Here is a 13,714-nt window from a genome sequence, read left to right as displayed (position 1 = left end):
ACTCCATGTCCAAAAACCCTATGGACATAACACTCATGACCTAAGCCGGGCTAGAAGGGAATCAGCACACCGTCTCGTGGGATTCGTGCTCCGGGTGCTCGATCTGGATGGTGGAGTGCTCGATGCCGTGCTCGCGCAGGGCTTGCTGGGCGGCATCCAACAGAGGGCCGGTCTCGACGGTACCGTCGCGCACGATGTGCACGGTCGTCAGCACGTTCACGCCGTCCAGGCTCCACAGGTGTAGGTCGTGGATGTCGGCAACACCCTCGATCTGTCGCAGCGCGGGCTCGATGACGCTGGCGTCGAAGTCCGCCGGGACCTGCTCGAGCAGCACGCTCGCCGAGAGCCGCATGAGCTGCCAGGCGCGCGGGAGCACCATCGCCGCGATCACCAGGGAGGCGATCACGTCCGCCGCCACAAACCCCGTGGTCAGTACCACGACGCCCGCCACGATCACTGCGATCGAGCCGAGCATATCCACCAGCACGTGCAAGAACGCGCCCTCCACGTTGATTGAGGATTCGCGGTGCCGGTGCAACACCCACGCCGATAGCGCATTCGCCACAAGGCCAATCACCGCGATGATCAGCATCGTTGTTCCTTGTACCTCAGCTGGGCTCTGCAGGCGGCGCACCGCCTCGACGACAATCCACACCGAGATCGCCAGGACCATCACCGCGTTCGCTAGCGCAGCAAGCACCTCTACTCGCCGGTAGCCGTACGTGGCCTGGGCCGATGCTTGTCGACGCCCAACCAACACCGCGAGTACCGCGATGATGAGCCCAGCGGCGTCGGAAAGCATGTGCATCGCATCCGCCATCAGCGCCATTGAACCCGCCAACCAGCCGCCGATCAGCTCCGCGAAGAAAACGGTGCCGGTAATGCTGAGCGCAATCAAGAGCGCGCGCAGGGGCGTGCTGGAGTGATCGTGGTCGTGGTGCTCGTGTGCCATGCACTCAGCCTATCCCCGCCGGCGCTTATTGACAAGTAAATGAAAATAGATGGCGGCGCCAGGGGGCGATTCTAGGATTCGGCAGGTTGGCAGTTTGACGGTGCGGGGACGTCGCGGAAGCGGTCGATGAGGTAGTTCGTGCCCTGCAGAACCGCGCGGACCGTGGGCGCGGCATGGTTGGTGCCCGAGCCCGGGCTCACGTTCACCGCCCAGGCGTCCTCAAAGTAGACGGTCCCACCGGCAGCACAGAAGTCGTGAGCCATGCGGCGTGCTTGCTGGTAGGGGATGATGTCATCGGTCGGGGAGTTGACCACCATCATCGGGGCGTTGAGAGCCCGCTGGCCGAGGCGCTGCTCGTGCAGCATGCGGGAGGCCACTGGCTTGCGGCGCAGGAGCTCGGCGAAGGATTCACCGCTCGTGGTGAGCTCACTGGTGCGGACGTTCCCCCAGGTAGATATCGACTCCCGCAAACAGAAGGTGGCGGCGTCGGCGAGGAATTTGTGGCCGCGCGGGTTCATCTCATCGAAGATTTCCCGGGAGAACTCCGGGCTGCGCTCCGCAAAACCATTGATGGCGTAGCCCAACACGTGAACGAGCGCTGAGCCGTCGACCGCCTGCATCACCTCGAAGAGGTCCGCTGGAGGTGCACCGGCGAAGGTTCCCTTGACGTTGAGCTCGGGGGCGTAGCTCGCGGCGTATTCGCCCGCAGCGGCAGCTGCGCCACCGCCTTGGGAGTAGCCGACAAATCCCACGGGGGAATCGGCGGGAGCGCCGGCGAGCCGGAGCGCGGCGCGGGCAGCATCAAGAACCGCGTGGGCCTCCTCGACGTTGTTGACATAAGAATGGTGCCCCGGGGTTCCGAGTCCGATGTAGTCCGTGACTACGACGCGCACACCTTGGGAGGCCGCGTAGTTATACACGCGCGTGGCCGCAGCTTCATAGCGCTGGTCAAGGCGGTTGCCGTCGGCGGCGAAACGGGCTCGGGACGGCGCACACTGGTCACCCGCCCCACGCGTTCCCGGCGCGTAGACGATAGTTGGGCGCTCGCCCGGTCCGTTCCATGGTGCTGAGGGCTCGTAGACCATGCCGGTCACCGTGGTGGGTGTGCCATTCATGAGGGTGGAGGAGTAAGAGATAACAGTGGCCTTAACACCGGGTTGTTCTATCGGTGACGCCGATTGGACGCTGCCCGGCTCCACCGCGTGGGCGGCGGGCGATGCCAGAACCAGGGCAGCGGTGGTCGTCAGCACTGTTAACAGGGATTTTATTCGCACAAAGCTCAGAGTAGCCTGCGGCGTCGTGGTGCGCATCCGCGCTAAGCTGGCACGCATGGGAATTTATTATCGCAAGCGCAAGAAGACCGGAAAGAACAGCTGGATCAACCTCTCCGGCTCCGGTGCCTCGATGTCGACGAAGGTCGGCCCCGTGACGTTTAACTCCCGCGGCGGCATGTGGGTCAACCTGCCCGGAGGCCTGAATTTCCGGGGACGCTGGCGCTAATGACATCTCACCCCAACAGCGACTATGTCCGTATGGGGTACGAGGCCGACGTCGTCTTGCGCCTAGGCATGATGCTCATGGGCGCGGGAACGTCCGGCTACCGCGTGCTGCGCGGCATGAAACGTGCCGCCCGCGCGCTCGGCTTTGATCGGCTCGACGCCAACGTTGGCGTCACCCAGATAACATGCACGTTTCACCGCGGCCGCGAGTTTCGCACCGTGGTGGCCCAGCAGCATTCACCGGCTGTCGATGCATCCCGGATCGAAGCCCTTGAGGACCTTACCCACCACAAGCTGTACGCGGGCATTACGGCCGAAGATCTTACAGAGATGCTTGATTCCATCGAGTCGAGGGTGGTCAAGCGGTGGAATCGTTGGTTCTTGGCAGCCGCGGCGGCGATTGCGTGCGCCTCTTTCGCGGTCCTGAACTTCTTCACGCCGCTGGCGATTTTCCTCGTGGCGCTCGCCGCTTTTTGTGGTCAGCTCACCCGCGCGGTCCTACACGGCAAGCACGTTCACCAGCTGGGCTGCATCGTGGCGGCCGGGACGGTGGCTAGCCTCGTGTACTTCTTCACCACCGAGGCCGTAGCCGCCGCCGGGGTGGCGGACCCGTCAGAGTTTTCCTCGGGCTATGTGGCCGCCGTACTTTTCCTCATTCCCGGCTTCCCTCTGTTCTCCGCGCTCATTGATCTTGCGCGCTTCGACTTCGAAGCCGGGCTATCCCGCCTGACTTATGCGTTGACGGTGATCACCGCTGCGACCTTTACCGTAGCCCTGGTCAGCTGGACCACGGAGCTCACTCCGGAACCGGGAATCCCAGACTATGCGCCCGTGTGGTACCTCGCCGCCGCGGCGGCCAGCTTCCTGGGCATTTCCGGATTCGCGTTCCTCTTTAACTCCTCGCGCCGGATGGTGCTCGTGGCGGCCGCGGTGGGAACGGTGGCCAACCTTGTGCGCTTGCTCCTCATCGGGGTCGGGGCCACGGCCTACGTCGGCGCTTTCGTCGGTGGTCTCATCGTTGGGCTCTTGGGCGCGGTGGCCTCCACACGCGCACACCTACCGCGCATCACCACGACGGTGCCGGCGTCCGTCATCATGATCCCCGGCACCTCCATGTTCCGCACCGTCTATCACCTCAACGTGGGCAACATGGACCAGGCGTTGAGCAACTTCGCTACCGCCTCAATGGCCGTGGCAGCCATCGGCTGTGGGCTTATCCTCGCGCGCCTGTTGACCGACCGTGACTGGACCTTCGGCCACCTCATCGACTTCTCACACGTGCCTAGTGCGGCAGGTGAAACAAACCCTCGTCGTTGACATCCATCAACCCATCCTCGAGCAGTGAGGCCTGCGCGCGCGAACGCTGTGCCGCATCCGGCCATACCGCGTCGAGCGCGGATTGCTCGACGGGATGAGGGGTGGCGCGCAGGACGTCGAGAAGCAGCCCTCGCACCTGCCGGTCCGTACCGGTGAACTTTTGCACTCGCTTCTTGGCCCGCGCGGTCTCTTCTTCGCTGGGCTCCGGACAGCCCGCGAGCTGCCAGGCGCACGTGGACTTAATGGGGCAGGCGGCACAGTCGGGGTTCTTCGCCGTGCACACCAGCGCGCCGAGTTCCATGAGTGCGGCGGAAAAACGCGGACCGTTCTCTTCTGGAAGCAAAGCTTCTACCTGCGCCAACTCGCGTTTTGCGGGAGGTGGCGCCAGGAAGCGGCCCTCCTCGGCGCGGGCATAGACGCGGCGGACGTTGGTATCCACCACCGGAACGTTGTGCCCAAAATGGAAGCAAGCCACCGCACGCGCGGTGTACTCACCGATTCCGGGCAACGCCAAGAGCTTGTCGACGTCCCCCGGAACCTCCCCTTCACCAATCTCCTTCGCGCACTCCCACAAGCGCAACGCACGGCGCGGGTAGCCCAGCTTTCCCCAGGCGCGCAGCACATCTGCTTTGGATGCTGCCGCGAGGTCCTGTGGGGTGGGCCAGCGGCGCATCCACTCCTCCCACTGCGGGGCGACGCGCGCGACGGGTGTTTGCTGGCTCATGACCTCGCTTAAGAGCACGCCCCACGCTGAGGTCCCTGGCTCGCGCCACGGTAGGGGACGCTCATGGGCATCGAACCACTCCACGACAGCTTGGGTATCCATAGGCATCTCAGTGTAGGGCGGTGGGGACTAGAGTAAGAATCATGCCTTTAGTAGATGTCCCTCAAAACCCACAGAAGGTGTGGGAAGCCCTCCAGGAAGGTAACCACCGACTGGTGACGGGTAACCTCATCGACGTTAACCAAGACGCGAAGCTGCGCGCTGGCCTGACTCAAGGCCAGGACCCACGCGTCATCGTGCTTGCCTGCTCCGATTCCCGCGCGCCCATTGAGCACGTGTTCAACATTGGTTTCGGCGATGCCTTCGTCATCCGCACCGCCGGTCATATCCTGGACAGCGCGGTGATGGCGTCGCTGGACTATGCCCTGGAGAATCTCAAGGCTAACCTGCTCGTGGTGATGGGGCATCAGTCCTGCGGTGCGGTGGGCGCAGCCGCGGACTTCCTGGCGGGCGGCGATCTGCCGACGGGCCTGCAGCGTCCGATCATTGAGCGTGTGGCCGCTGCCTCGATGGTGGCCAAGCGTGATGGCCGCGAGGAACTCGCCGATTTTGAGCGCGAGAATACCGCGCAGACAGTCTCCCAGATCATTTCTGACGTTCCGGCTGCGCGCCAGCTTCTCGACGCCGGCACGCTCGGCATCGTCGGCCTGCGCTACCTCCTAGAGGATTCCAGCGTGGAGACCGTCGTCCTGCACGGCGTTCACTAGGCTCGCCGGCTGGCCCGGGCACTGGGCGGGACTAAGCGCATAGAAGTCGCTGCTCAAGACACGCGGCCCCGGGCTGGCCCGGGTTGGGCTCTAGTCCCCTTAAACTAAGAGCTGTGACTGAGCCATCCCGTACCCCGAAGCAGCTGCCGCGAGAGATTTACCTGCGTCGCCGCATCGCCGCGCTCGTGGCGATTCTGGTACTCGTGGTCATCCTTATTTGGGCTGCTACCGCGCTCTTTAGCGGTTCGAAGGAGGACCCGGGAGCCGAGTCGCAGCAGGCGGCGGCGTCGGGAACTCTGACTCCGTCGGAGGATGCAACCTCGGCGGTGGAGACGACGGAATCCACTGCGTCTGAGGAATCCACCGAGCCCGAGGCGGGGGAGGCGGACAAAGAAGAACCGACCTCCGAGGCAAAGCCAGCTGAGCTCACCGTTGATCCATCCAAGACAACGTGTTCCCTCCAAGACCTTAAAGTGATGGCCAAGACCAACGAGGACAGCGTCCCCGCTGGCAAGATGCCCACCTTCTACTTGGAGGTATTCAACCCGACGACGGAGGACTGCTCCATCGAACTCGATGAAGAGCAGCTGCGTTTCGAGGTCTACAAGATGGGCTCGAACGAACGCGTGTGGTCCGATACCGATTGCTATGCCTCGGTAGAAACCGGCAAGCAGACTTTCAAGTCCGGTGAGACGCGCTACTTCCAGGCGGATTGGTCCCGCAAGCGCTCCGAGCCGGGCCAGTGCACCGAGCGCGAGGAAGCCGAGCCGGGCGCTTACTTCCTGCATACTGTCATCGGGGAAAACTACTCCCCAGCGTTGCCGTTTAACTTGCTTTAAGCGCTGCAATCGCCTCGCTCAGCGTTGCGGCTTGGCGCACCTGCATGCCGCCGCTGACCTCTACCTTTCCGGGCGGGACGATGGCGTAGCGGTAACCCAAGCGGGACGCTTCTGCCAAGCGGCGGTCTAGGTTCGGTACGCGGCGAACTTCGCCAGCTAGGCCCACCTCACCGATGACCACCGTCTTCGGTGGTAGCGGCTGCTCGTGCAAGGAGGACCACGTGGCGAGCGCTACGGCGAGATCCGTCGCCGGCTCTTGAATCTTCATGCCGCCCACCGTGGCCACGTAAGCGTCCTTATCGTTGGTGCGTTCACCGGCGCGGGCCTGCAGTACGGCGAGCACCATCGGGACACGGTTGGCATCGAGCCCCGTGACCACGCGCCGCGGGTTCTTCGCCACGGGGTCGACGGTCAGCGCCTGTACCTCGGCCAGGATGGGGCGCACGCCATCCATGGCGACGGTCACCGCTGAACCGTCTGGGGTGCTGCCGCGGTGGGAGAGGAAGAGGCCGGAAGGGTCCGCCACCTCCCGGATGCCGGCGGCGGTTTGCTCAAAGCAGCCCATCTCATCGGTGGCGCCGAAACGGTTCTTGAGTCCCCGGAGCAGACGCAGGGAGGATTGGCGGTCACCTTCAAAGTTCAACACGACGTCCACGAGGTGCTCGAGCACGCGCGGGCCAGCGACGTTGCCGTCCTTGGTCACGTGTCCGACGAGGAGGATGGGGATGCCGGTGGTTTTGGCCAGTGTGGTCAGGGCTGCGGTCACCGCACGCGACTGTGCCACGCCACCGGCTACGCCCTCCACCCCGGCCGCGTGCATGGTTTGGACGGAGTCCACGATGAGGAGGCTGGGCTTGAGCTGCTCGACGTGACCAAAGACGACATCCAAATTCGATTCGGCCGCGAGGTAGAGCGTCTCGTGCAAGGCCCCGGTCCGCTCGGCCCGGGCGCGGACCTGCCCGGCGGATTCCTCGGCCGTGGCATAGAGGGCGGTGCGGCCCAGCTGCGCCCAGCGGGAGGCGACCTCCAATAACAAAGTGGATTTTCCGACTCCTGGCTCACCCGCCATAAGCACCACCGAACCGGGAACGATGCCGCGGCCAAGAACGCGATCGAGCTCCCCGATGCCAGTGTTGAGGGCCTTCGTGGCGGCAGCGCCCACCTTCGTAATCGGAACCGCTGGGCTCGTCGGTGTCAGGCCGGTTGGTCGGCGTCCAGACACAGCGGCCTGGGCCGCGGTGCTGCTTTCTGACGCCGCGGTTTCCTGCAACGTTCCCCATGAACCGCACTCGGGGCAGCGGCCAAGCCACTTGGGGGAGACGAAGCCGCATTCAGAGCACGTGTGGACGGGACGAACCTTTTTTGCCATGCCCATCACTCTAGTAAGTGGTGTGGACATTCACGTCGCGGGCAGGGTCGCACCCTTTTCATCGCGCGCGATATGCACAGAGGCGCTACAGTGTTAGCCAGGTTACATCTTGTGTGTGCCTGCCCCCTCTTTATCCCCGTCCGATTTCTCACAACAAGAAGGTATTTCCATGAAGATTCGTCGTACCCTCGTCGCCGCTGGCGCTGCTGCCGCCGTCGCCCTCGCTGGCACCCCGGCTGCTTCTGCCGCACAAGCTCCCGAGCCGCTGGCCACTGTTCTGACCGAGATCACCAACGTCGCTGGCTATGAGGCTCAGAACCTCATCCTCGTCCCGGCGGCGCTGTCCTCCTTGGGCTTCCTGTCGAACCTGCTGTCCTAGTCCAGTTCACTTACCCCCACACCTCACTATTCAAGGAGACCCCATGAAGATTCGTCGTACCCTCGTTGCTCTGACCGCTGCTACCTCCCTGGCTGTAGCTGGCGCCCCGGCCGCTTCCGCCGCTACCTACCCGGAACCGCTCAACCAGGTTATGGATGAGATGGTGAAGTACGGCGGCCCGCAGGCGCCGAACCTGCTTCTCATCCCGGCTGCCCTGTCCTCTCTGGGCATTCTTAACTCTCTGCTTGTGATGGCTACGGCATCCTCGCGAGCTTAAGAGTTTTCTGCGTTCGCTAAGGAGCGTTAAACGCAGACCGCCCCAACTGCCAAAGTTGAAGCCCGTGATTCGGGCGGGAAAACTTTGGCGGCTGGGGCGGTTTTCTATGAAGAAAAGGCTTACTTGTTCTCGGCGTAGCCCTCGGTGGACTGCGGGTCGCGGTCAAAGTCACCGGACTGCAGCGGGGAGGCGGACACGGTGGCGTCAACCTCGATGGTGCCGGTGTTAAAAGTGAAGGTCACCGGGCGGGAGCCGCCGAAGGCGAAGCCGTCGTTCTCCAGGGTGGTGGCCACGTAGGTGATGTTCTTGTCCTTGCCGTCCTTCGGGAGACGGTCCAGGTTCGTCTGGGAATCAGCGTAGAGGGCGTGATCGCGAGGAAGCGGCTCTGCGCCTTCCAGTGGTACGTCCTGGCCGTCGACGCTCACGGACTCGAGGACGACGTCGTCGACCTTGTAGCCCTGGTTGACGGCCACGAACTTCAGGGAGGTCTCACCGGTGTCCGGTTCAACCTGAATGGTGACGTCACGCACGGCCACCTTGCCATCTTCGGTGCTTGCGGATGCGCCGTCGACAGCAATGACCTTTTCCGCGGTCTGAGCAACATGACCGGCCGAGCAGGACGCCAAGGCCAGCGCGGAGAGGGCGGTAACTGACATGATGGCACCGCAGCGAGCGGCGGACTTCAGGGACTGCACTGTGAGTGTCCTCCATTGAATTGCGATCACAAAGCTTATCAACGCTTTAGCCTAGTACCTCCGCAGTAAAAGCACACAGTTTCCGACAAACCTCTTGGGTAAACCGGGGGTAGCCGCGCTTTATGTTGGCCGTCATCGTGGTGTAAAGCGAGCTGCTCTACGGGCTTGGGTGGGGGAGCAGTGCCGGAAAACTGCGTGCTAGAGTAGATACCCTGTATATGCGGCCCACTGAGAGTACGCCGAGAGCGCACGATGGGCACCGTCTCAAAGGCTTCATAAGGAGTGGCAATGGAATTTAAGGTCGGAGAGGTCGTCGTCTACCCCCACCACGGCGCCGCCAAGATTACGGCGATTGAAACGCGCGAGATGGGCGGCGAGGAGCTCGAGTATCTCGTCCTCCAAATCAACCAATCCGACCTCGTGGTTCGTGTGCCCTCCAAGAACGTTGAGATGGTGGGCGTGCGTGATGTTGTGGGCAAGGAAGGCCTCGAGAAGGTCTTCTCCGTCTTGCGCGAAGAAGACGTGGAGGAGGCCGGCAACTGGTCCCGCCGTTATAAGGCCAACCAGGAGCGCCTTGCATCAGGCGATATCAACAAGGTGGCAGAAGTCGTGCGTGACTTGTGGCGCCGCGATCAGGACCGCGGCCTGTCCGCCGGTGAGAAGCGCATGCTTGCCAAGGCCCGCCAGATTCTGGTCGGTGAGCTTTCCCTAGCCAAGCCGGTCGATGACAAGAAGGCCGACACCATGATGGAGGAAATCAACGCCACCATCGAGCGCCACCGCGCCGCCGGCTTGGTCGAGGACAAGTCCATCACCACCGACATTGACAATGACGTCGATCTCGATGACCTCTCCTTCGACGACGAAGACTAATGCCCGCCGCGTGATCGCCCTCGTCGCGGCGGCCGGCCAGGGAACGCGCCTCGGCGCTGACATTCCTAAGGCCTACGTGGAGCTGCGCGGAAGTACCCTGCTTGAACGCTCCGTGAAGGCCATGATTACCTCGGAATTTGTCGATGAAGTCATCGTTCTCGTCAGCCCCGCCATGGAGGATTATGCCACCAGCATCCTCGACCGCATCGATTCTGATGTGCCCGTACGCATCGTCCACGGCGGGGGTGAGCGCGCCGATTCCGTCTGGGCGGGCCTGCAAGCCATCCCAGAAGAGGATGCCGTGGTGCTGGTCCACGACGCCGCCCGGGCGTTGACGCCGCCGGGGATGATCGCGCGCGTCGCCAAGCGCGTGCTCGACGGTGCCACCGCGGTCATCCCAGTCCTTCCCGTCGCGGACACCATCAAAGAAGTCGAGGGGACCACGGTGCTGGCCACCCCGGACCGCTCCCGCCTGCGTGCTGTGCAGACACCGCAGGGATTTAGCCTGGCCGCGCTGCGCCGCGCCAACCTAGACTATTGGGCGCAGGACCCTGCCTTTGTCGCCACGGACGACGCCAGCCTGATGGAATGGCACGGTGAGCGCGTGGAGACTGTGCAGGGAGATACTTTCGCGTTTAAAATCACCACCCCCATTGACCTCGTCCTGGCGAAGGCCGTGACGGATGAGGCCGAACCGACCATCTTCGAGGTGCCTAGTGACTAACCCCATCATCCCGCGCGTGGGAATCGCCACCGATGCCCATCAGATCGAACCCGGAAAGCCCTGCTGGATCGCAGGTCTGCTTTTTGAAGGCGTCGATGGCTGCGAGGGCCACTCCGATGGGGACGTGGTGAGCCACGCGCTTGTCGACGCCTTGCTCTCCGCCTCCAACCTCGGCGACCTCGGCTCCTTCGTCGGCGTGGGCCGGCCAGAGTACGACGGGGTTTCCGGCGCCCAGCTGCTGCGTGAGTGCCGCGAGTTGCTGGAGAAGGAAGGTTTCATTATCGGCAACGCTGCGGCACAACTGGTTGGTCAGAGCCCCAAGATGGGCCCGCGGCGCAAAGAAGCCGAGTCCGTGCTGAGCGAAATCCTTGGTGCCCCTGTGTCCGTTTCGGCCACGACGACGGATCACCTTGGTTTCACCGGACGCAAGGAGGGCCGTGCTGCCGTGGCGACTGCCGTAGTCTGGCGCGGCTAAGGCGTCCTGAACTTGCCGGCTGGATGAGTCAATTAGACTAGGCCAGGTGAGTACTTTGCGCATTTTTGATACCGCCCCCCGCAGCCAACGTGAGTTCGAGCCGGTTCGTCCCGGCCACGCGTCGATCTACCTGTGTGGTGCCACCCCGCAGTCCCAGCCGCACATTGGCCACCTGCGCTCCGGCGTCGCCTTCGACATCCTGCGCCGCTGGCTCATCGCGCAGGGCTATGACGTGGCACTCGTGCGCAACGTGACTGATATCGATGACAAGATCCTCACCAAGGCCGCCGAGAATAATCGCCCCTGGTGGGAATGGGTATCCACCTACGAGCGTGAGTTCACCAAGGCCTACAACACCCTGGGCGTTCTGCCCCCTTCGGTGGAGCCGCGGGCGACGGGCTTTGTCACCCAGATGGTGGAGTACATGCAGCGGCTTATCGACGCCGGCTTCGCCTACGCCGTGCCTAGCGGCACGGCGGGGGGAGAGGACGAATCCGGTTCCGTTTACTTCGACGTCGCGGCGTGGAATGCCACGGAAGGCTCGGACTACGGCTCGCTGTCCGGCAACCGTGTCGAGGAGATGGAACAGGGCGAAACAGACAACGCTGGCAAGCGCAGCCCGCAGGACTTCGCGCTGTGGAAGGCTGCAAAGCCGGGGGAGCCGTCCTGGCCCACCCCTTGGGGTCGTGGCCGTCCGGGCTGGCACCTGGAGTGCTCTGCCATGTCCACTTACTACTTGGGCAGCGAGTTCGATATCCACTGCGGCGGCTTGGACCTGCAGTTCCCGCACCACGAAAATGAGATCGCGCAGTCCCATGCGGCGGGGGATAAGTTCGCCAACTACTGGATGCACAACCACTGGGTCACCATGGCCGGTGAGAAGATGTCGAAGTCCTTGGGCAACGTCCTCTCCATTGCCAACATGCTGGAGATTGTCCGCCCGGTGGAGCTGCGCTACTACCTGGGCTCCGCGCATTACCGTTCGGTGCTCGAATACTCCGAGGCGGCGCTGACCGAAGCTGCGGCTGGCTACCGCCGCATCGAGGATTTCGTAGGCAAGTTCGAGGGCGTCGAGAAGGGCGAGTGGACCCCGGCCTTCGAAGAAGCGATGAATGATGACATCGCTGTGCCGAAGGCGCTGGCGGAAATCCACACCACCGTGCGCGCGGGCAATAAGGCGCTGAGCGACGGCAACCGTGAAGAGGCTGAGCGCCTCGCCGGAGCCGTGCGCGCTATGGCCGCGGTTCTTGGCTTTGATCCACTGGATGAACAGTGGAAAGATAGTGGCGAAGAAAGCGGCGCTGAAGCGGCCCTGGACGTTCTCGTTCGGGCCGAATTGGAGCGTCGCACCACCGCCCGCGCAGAAAAGGACTGGGCTACTGCGGACGCCGTGCGCGACCGCCTTGCAGCCGCGGGTATTACCATCACCGACACCGCCGACGGCCCCACCTGGTCCCTGGCGGATTAACGTCCTCTGCATACGCAGAGGACAACAAAGGAGAAGAATTATGGCACGTACCCATGGCCGCGGCGGCGCAGGTATCCGCAAGACGAATAAGAAGGGCGCCACGAAGGGCTCTGGTGGCCAGCGCCGCAAGGGCTTGGCAGGCAAGGGCCCCACGCCTAAGGCGGAGGACCGTATCTACCACGCCAAGCACAAGGCGAAGCTGGAGCGCGAGCGCCGCAATTCGGGCCGTCACCAGAAGGAGACCGCGGAGATGGTCGTTGGCCGCAACCCGGTCATCGAGTGCCTGCACGCCAAGGTGCCTGCTACCTCCCTTTACATCGTGCAGGGCACGCGCAATGACGCTCGCCTTTCCGAGGCGGTGGCCATGTGCAATACCCGCAACATCCCGATTCTCGAGGTCCAGCGCCACGAGATGGATCGCATGACCGGAAACGGCATGCACCAGGGCATTGGCCTGCAGATCCCGCCGTACAAGTACGCCGATGTGCACGATCTCATGGACCGCGCGCGCGATGCCCAGGAACCGGGCATGTTCGTCATCCTCGATAACATCACTGACCCGCGCAACCTCGGCGCGGTCATCCGCTCCGTCGCGGCCTTCGGCGGCCACGGCGTTATCATCCCAGAGCGCCGCTCCGCCTCCGTTACTGCCGTGGCCTGGCGTACCTCTGCCGGCACTGCTGCGCGCCTGCCGGTGGCTCGCGTGACCAACGTGACCCGCACGGTTCAGGACTTCCAGAAGGCCGGCTATCAGGTTGTTGGCCTGGATGCCGGAGGCGAGCACACGCTCGACACCTACAACGGTGGCACCGACCCCGTTGTCATCGTCATCGGCTCTGAGGGCAAGGGCATTTCGCGCCTCGTCCGCGAGAACTGCGATGCCATCATGTCCATCCCCATGACGGACTGGGTCGAATCCCTCAACGCCTCCGTGGCAGCGGGCGCGGTTCTTTCGGAGTTCGCCCGCCAGCGTCGCGCGCAGTAGCGCGCGACAGGACTGATGCTTTAGACGCCGCGCAATCTAAGGACGCCGCGCGGGCCCCATGCCCCGCGCAAGAAGGATAGTGCCCGTTCTGCCAAAGTTATCGCCGCTGATTCAAGATCTGGCCGGAACTTTGGCAACAAGGGCAGTTGTGGCCGTGTTTGGACTCTGCGGCTAAGAAACGCGGGCGAAGAAGCCCTCCACCACATCCGCTGCCAGAAAGGCGTCGGTGTTGGGGCCGAGGCGTGCATCAAGCTGGTTGCCAGAAGGGATGACATGCCCGGTGCCCTCCATCGTCCACAGCTCCACGGGGTTCTCGCCCGCCCACGTCCTCGTGGTCACTGCCTCGTAAGGGTGGGTCACCTGAGGCTCTC

Annotated in this window: 16 protein-coding genes and 1 pseudogene; 11 read left to right on the top strand and 6 right to left on the bottom strand. The window is 63.5% G+C overall.

The window, feature by feature from the left end:
* Positions 1–61: 61 nt before the first annotated feature.
* Both HMPREF2993_RS02885 and HMPREF2993_RS02880 read right to left on the bottom strand, forming a co-directional pair.
* Entirely contained in the window at positions 62–952 is an 891-nt protein-coding gene (locus HMPREF2993_RS02885; protein ID WP_046647215.1) for a cation diffusion facilitator family transporter, read from the bottom strand.
* A gap of 71 nt (positions 953–1,023) precedes the next feature.
* The gene (locus HMPREF2993_RS02880) at positions 1,024–2,283 is read right to left on the bottom strand and encodes a lipase family protein (RefSeq protein WP_246822325.1); all 1,260 of its coding nucleotides are present in this window, start codon (positions 2,281–2,283) and stop codon (positions 1,024–1,026) included.
* On the opposite strand from HMPREF2993_RS02880, the gene HMPREF2993_RS12985 reads away from it, so the two are divergent.
* Both HMPREF2993_RS12985 and HMPREF2993_RS02875 read left to right on the top strand, forming a co-directional pair.
* A complete protein-coding gene (locus HMPREF2993_RS12985; protein ID WP_080975064.1) occupies positions 2,282–2,452 on the top strand; it encodes a DUF4236 domain-containing protein in 171 nt (56 codons plus the stop codon). The genes HMPREF2993_RS02880 and HMPREF2993_RS12985 overlap by 2 nt on opposite strands.
* Positions 2,452–3,768, top strand: a complete 1,317-nt coding sequence (locus HMPREF2993_RS02875) for a threonine/serine exporter family protein (RefSeq protein WP_070700923.1) — start codon at positions 2,452–2,454, stop codon at positions 3,766–3,768. The genes HMPREF2993_RS12985 and HMPREF2993_RS02875 overlap by 1 nt, the downstream gene beginning before the upstream one ends.
* Here HMPREF2993_RS02875 and HMPREF2993_RS02870 read toward each other — a convergent pair.
* A complete protein-coding gene (locus HMPREF2993_RS02870; protein WP_070700921.1) occupies positions 3,734–4,594 on the bottom strand; it encodes an HhH-GPD family protein in 861 nt (286 codons plus the stop codon). The genes HMPREF2993_RS02875 and HMPREF2993_RS02870 overlap by 35 nt on opposite strands.
* A gap of 41 nt (positions 4,595–4,635) precedes the next feature.
* On the opposite strand from HMPREF2993_RS02870, the gene HMPREF2993_RS02865 reads away from it, so the two are divergent.
* Positions 4,636–5,259: a carbonic anhydrase gene (locus HMPREF2993_RS02865; protein WP_049154728.1), complete on the top strand. Its 624-nt coding sequence runs from the start codon at positions 4,636–4,638 to the stop codon at positions 5,257–5,259.
* 113 nt (positions 5,260–5,372) lie between these two features.
* A complete protein-coding gene (locus HMPREF2993_RS02860; RefSeq protein WP_070700919.1) occupies positions 5,373–6,098 on the top strand; it encodes a hypothetical protein in 726 nt (241 codons plus the stop codon).
* Here the strand turns inward: HMPREF2993_RS02860 and radA are convergent.
* Positions 6,085–7,467, bottom strand: a complete 1,383-nt coding sequence (gene radA, locus HMPREF2993_RS02855) for a DNA repair protein RadA (RefSeq protein ID WP_070700972.1) — start codon at positions 7,465–7,467, stop codon at positions 6,085–6,087. The genes HMPREF2993_RS02860 and radA overlap by 14 nt on opposite strands.
* 169 nt (positions 7,468–7,636) lie before the next feature.
* Here radA and HMPREF2993_RS02850 point away from each other — a divergent pair, with 169 nt between their 5' ends.
* Positions 7,637–7,846: a hypothetical protein gene (locus HMPREF2993_RS02850; protein WP_049154730.1), complete on the top strand. Its 210-nt coding sequence runs from the start codon at positions 7,637–7,639 to the stop codon at positions 7,844–7,846.
* 43 nt (positions 7,847–7,889) lie between these two features.
* On the top strand, positions 7,890–8,123 hold the full coding sequence (locus tag HMPREF2993_RS02845; RefSeq protein WP_070680095.1) for a hypothetical protein: 234 nt from the start codon (positions 7,890–7,892) through the stop codon (positions 8,121–8,123).
* A gap of 119 nt (positions 8,124–8,242) precedes the next feature.
* Here the strand turns inward: HMPREF2993_RS02845 and HMPREF2993_RS02840 are convergent, their stop codons facing one another.
* The gene (locus HMPREF2993_RS02840) at positions 8,243–8,818 is read right to left on the bottom strand and encodes a hypothetical protein (RefSeq protein ID WP_049154731.1); all 576 of its coding nucleotides are present in this window, start codon (positions 8,816–8,818) and stop codon (positions 8,243–8,245) included.
* A 288-nt stretch (positions 8,819–9,106) separates the two neighbouring features.
* Here HMPREF2993_RS02840 and HMPREF2993_RS02835 point away from each other — a divergent pair, with 288 nt between their 5' ends.
* The 5 genes from HMPREF2993_RS02835 to rlmB are packed head-to-tail and all read left to right on the top strand — an operon-like array spanning position 9,107 to position 13,343.
* The gene (locus tag HMPREF2993_RS02835; protein ID WP_046649265.1) at positions 9,107–9,691 is read left to right on the top strand and encodes a CarD family transcriptional regulator; all 585 of its coding nucleotides are present in this window, start codon (positions 9,107–9,109) and stop codon (positions 9,689–9,691) included.
* Positions 9,663–10,415: a 2-C-methyl-D-erythritol 4-phosphate cytidylyltransferase gene (ispD, locus tag HMPREF2993_RS02830; protein ID WP_070700917.1), complete on the top strand. Its 753-nt coding sequence runs from the start codon at positions 9,663–9,665 to the stop codon at positions 10,413–10,415. The genes HMPREF2993_RS02835 and ispD overlap by 29 nt, the downstream gene beginning before the upstream one ends.
* Positions 10,408–10,890, top strand: a complete 483-nt coding sequence (gene ispF, locus HMPREF2993_RS02825) for a 2-C-methyl-D-erythritol 2,4-cyclodiphosphate synthase (RefSeq protein ID WP_070700915.1) — start codon at positions 10,408–10,410, stop codon at positions 10,888–10,890. Before ispD ends, ispF begins: the two co-directional genes overlap by 8 nt.
* Before the next feature lie 46 nt (positions 10,891–10,936).
* Positions 10,937–12,358, top strand: a complete 1,422-nt coding sequence (cysS, locus tag HMPREF2993_RS02820) for a cysteine--tRNA ligase (protein ID WP_070700913.1) — start codon at positions 10,937–10,939, stop codon at positions 12,356–12,358.
* A 40-nt stretch (positions 12,359–12,398) separates the two neighbouring features.
* Positions 12,399–13,343: a 23S rRNA (guanosine(2251)-2'-O)-methyltransferase RlmB gene (gene rlmB / locus HMPREF2993_RS02815; protein ID WP_070700911.1), complete on the top strand. Its 945-nt coding sequence runs from the start codon at positions 12,399–12,401 to the stop codon at positions 13,341–13,343.
* Between the two features lie 171 nt (positions 13,344–13,514).
* Here the strand turns inward: rlmB and HMPREF2993_RS13570 are convergent.
* Positions 13,515–13,714, bottom strand: a pseudogene (locus HMPREF2993_RS13570) (hypothetical protein); the annotation flags it as partial.

This window comes from Corynebacterium sp. HMSC068G04, assembly GCF_001814885.1.
GTDB classification, from domain to species: Bacteria; Actinomycetota; Actinomycetes; order Mycobacteriales; family Mycobacteriaceae; genus Corynebacterium; species Corynebacterium hiratae.
This window is presented reverse-complemented; position numbering and strand designations above follow the sequence as displayed.

Bases quoted from the DNA above. Each gene is read 5' to 3' on its own strand.
- HMPREF2993_RS02865 (WP_049154728.1), top strand. From the start codon at position 4,636: ATGCCTTTAGTAGATGTCCCTCAAAACCCACAGAAGGTGTGGGAAGCC.
- HMPREF2993_RS02870 (WP_070700921.1), bottom strand. From the start codon at position 4,594: ATGGATACCCAAGCTGTCGTGGAGTGGTTCGATGCCCATGAGCGTCCC.
- rlmB (WP_070700911.1), top strand. From the start codon at position 12,399: ATGGCACGTACCCATGGCCGCGGCGGCGCAGGTATCCGCAAGACGAAT.
- HMPREF2993_RS02845 (WP_070680095.1), top strand. From the start codon at position 7,890: ATGAAGATTCGTCGTACCCTCGTTGCTCTGACCGCTGCTACCTCCCTG.
- HMPREF2993_RS02835 (WP_046649265.1), top strand. From the start codon at position 9,107: ATGGAATTTAAGGTCGGAGAGGTCGTCGTCTACCCCCACCACGGCGCC.
- radA (WP_070700972.1), bottom strand. From the start codon at position 7,467: ATGGCAAAAAAGGTTCGTCCCGTCCACACGTGCTCTGAATGCGGCTTC.
- HMPREF2993_RS02885 (WP_046647215.1), bottom strand. From the start codon at position 952: ATGGCACACGAGCACCACGACCACGATCACTCCAGCACGCCCCTGCGC.
- HMPREF2993_RS02875 (WP_070700923.1), top strand. From the start codon at position 2,452: ATGACATCTCACCCCAACAGCGACTATGTCCGTATGGGGTACGAGGCC.
- HMPREF2993_RS02850 (WP_049154730.1), top strand. From the start codon at position 7,637: ATGAAGATTCGTCGTACCCTCGTCGCCGCTGGCGCTGCTGCCGCCGTC.
- HMPREF2993_RS02880 (WP_246822325.1), bottom strand. From the start codon at position 2,283: ATGCGTGCCAGCTTAGCGCGGATGCGCACCACGACGCCGCAGGCTACT.
- ispD (WP_070700917.1), top strand. From the start codon at position 9,663: ATGACCTCTCCTTCGACGACGAAGACTAATGCCCGCCGCGTGATCGCC.
- HMPREF2993_RS12985 (WP_080975064.1), top strand. From the start codon at position 2,282: ATGGGAATTTATTATCGCAAGCGCAAGAAGACCGGAAAGAACAGCTGG.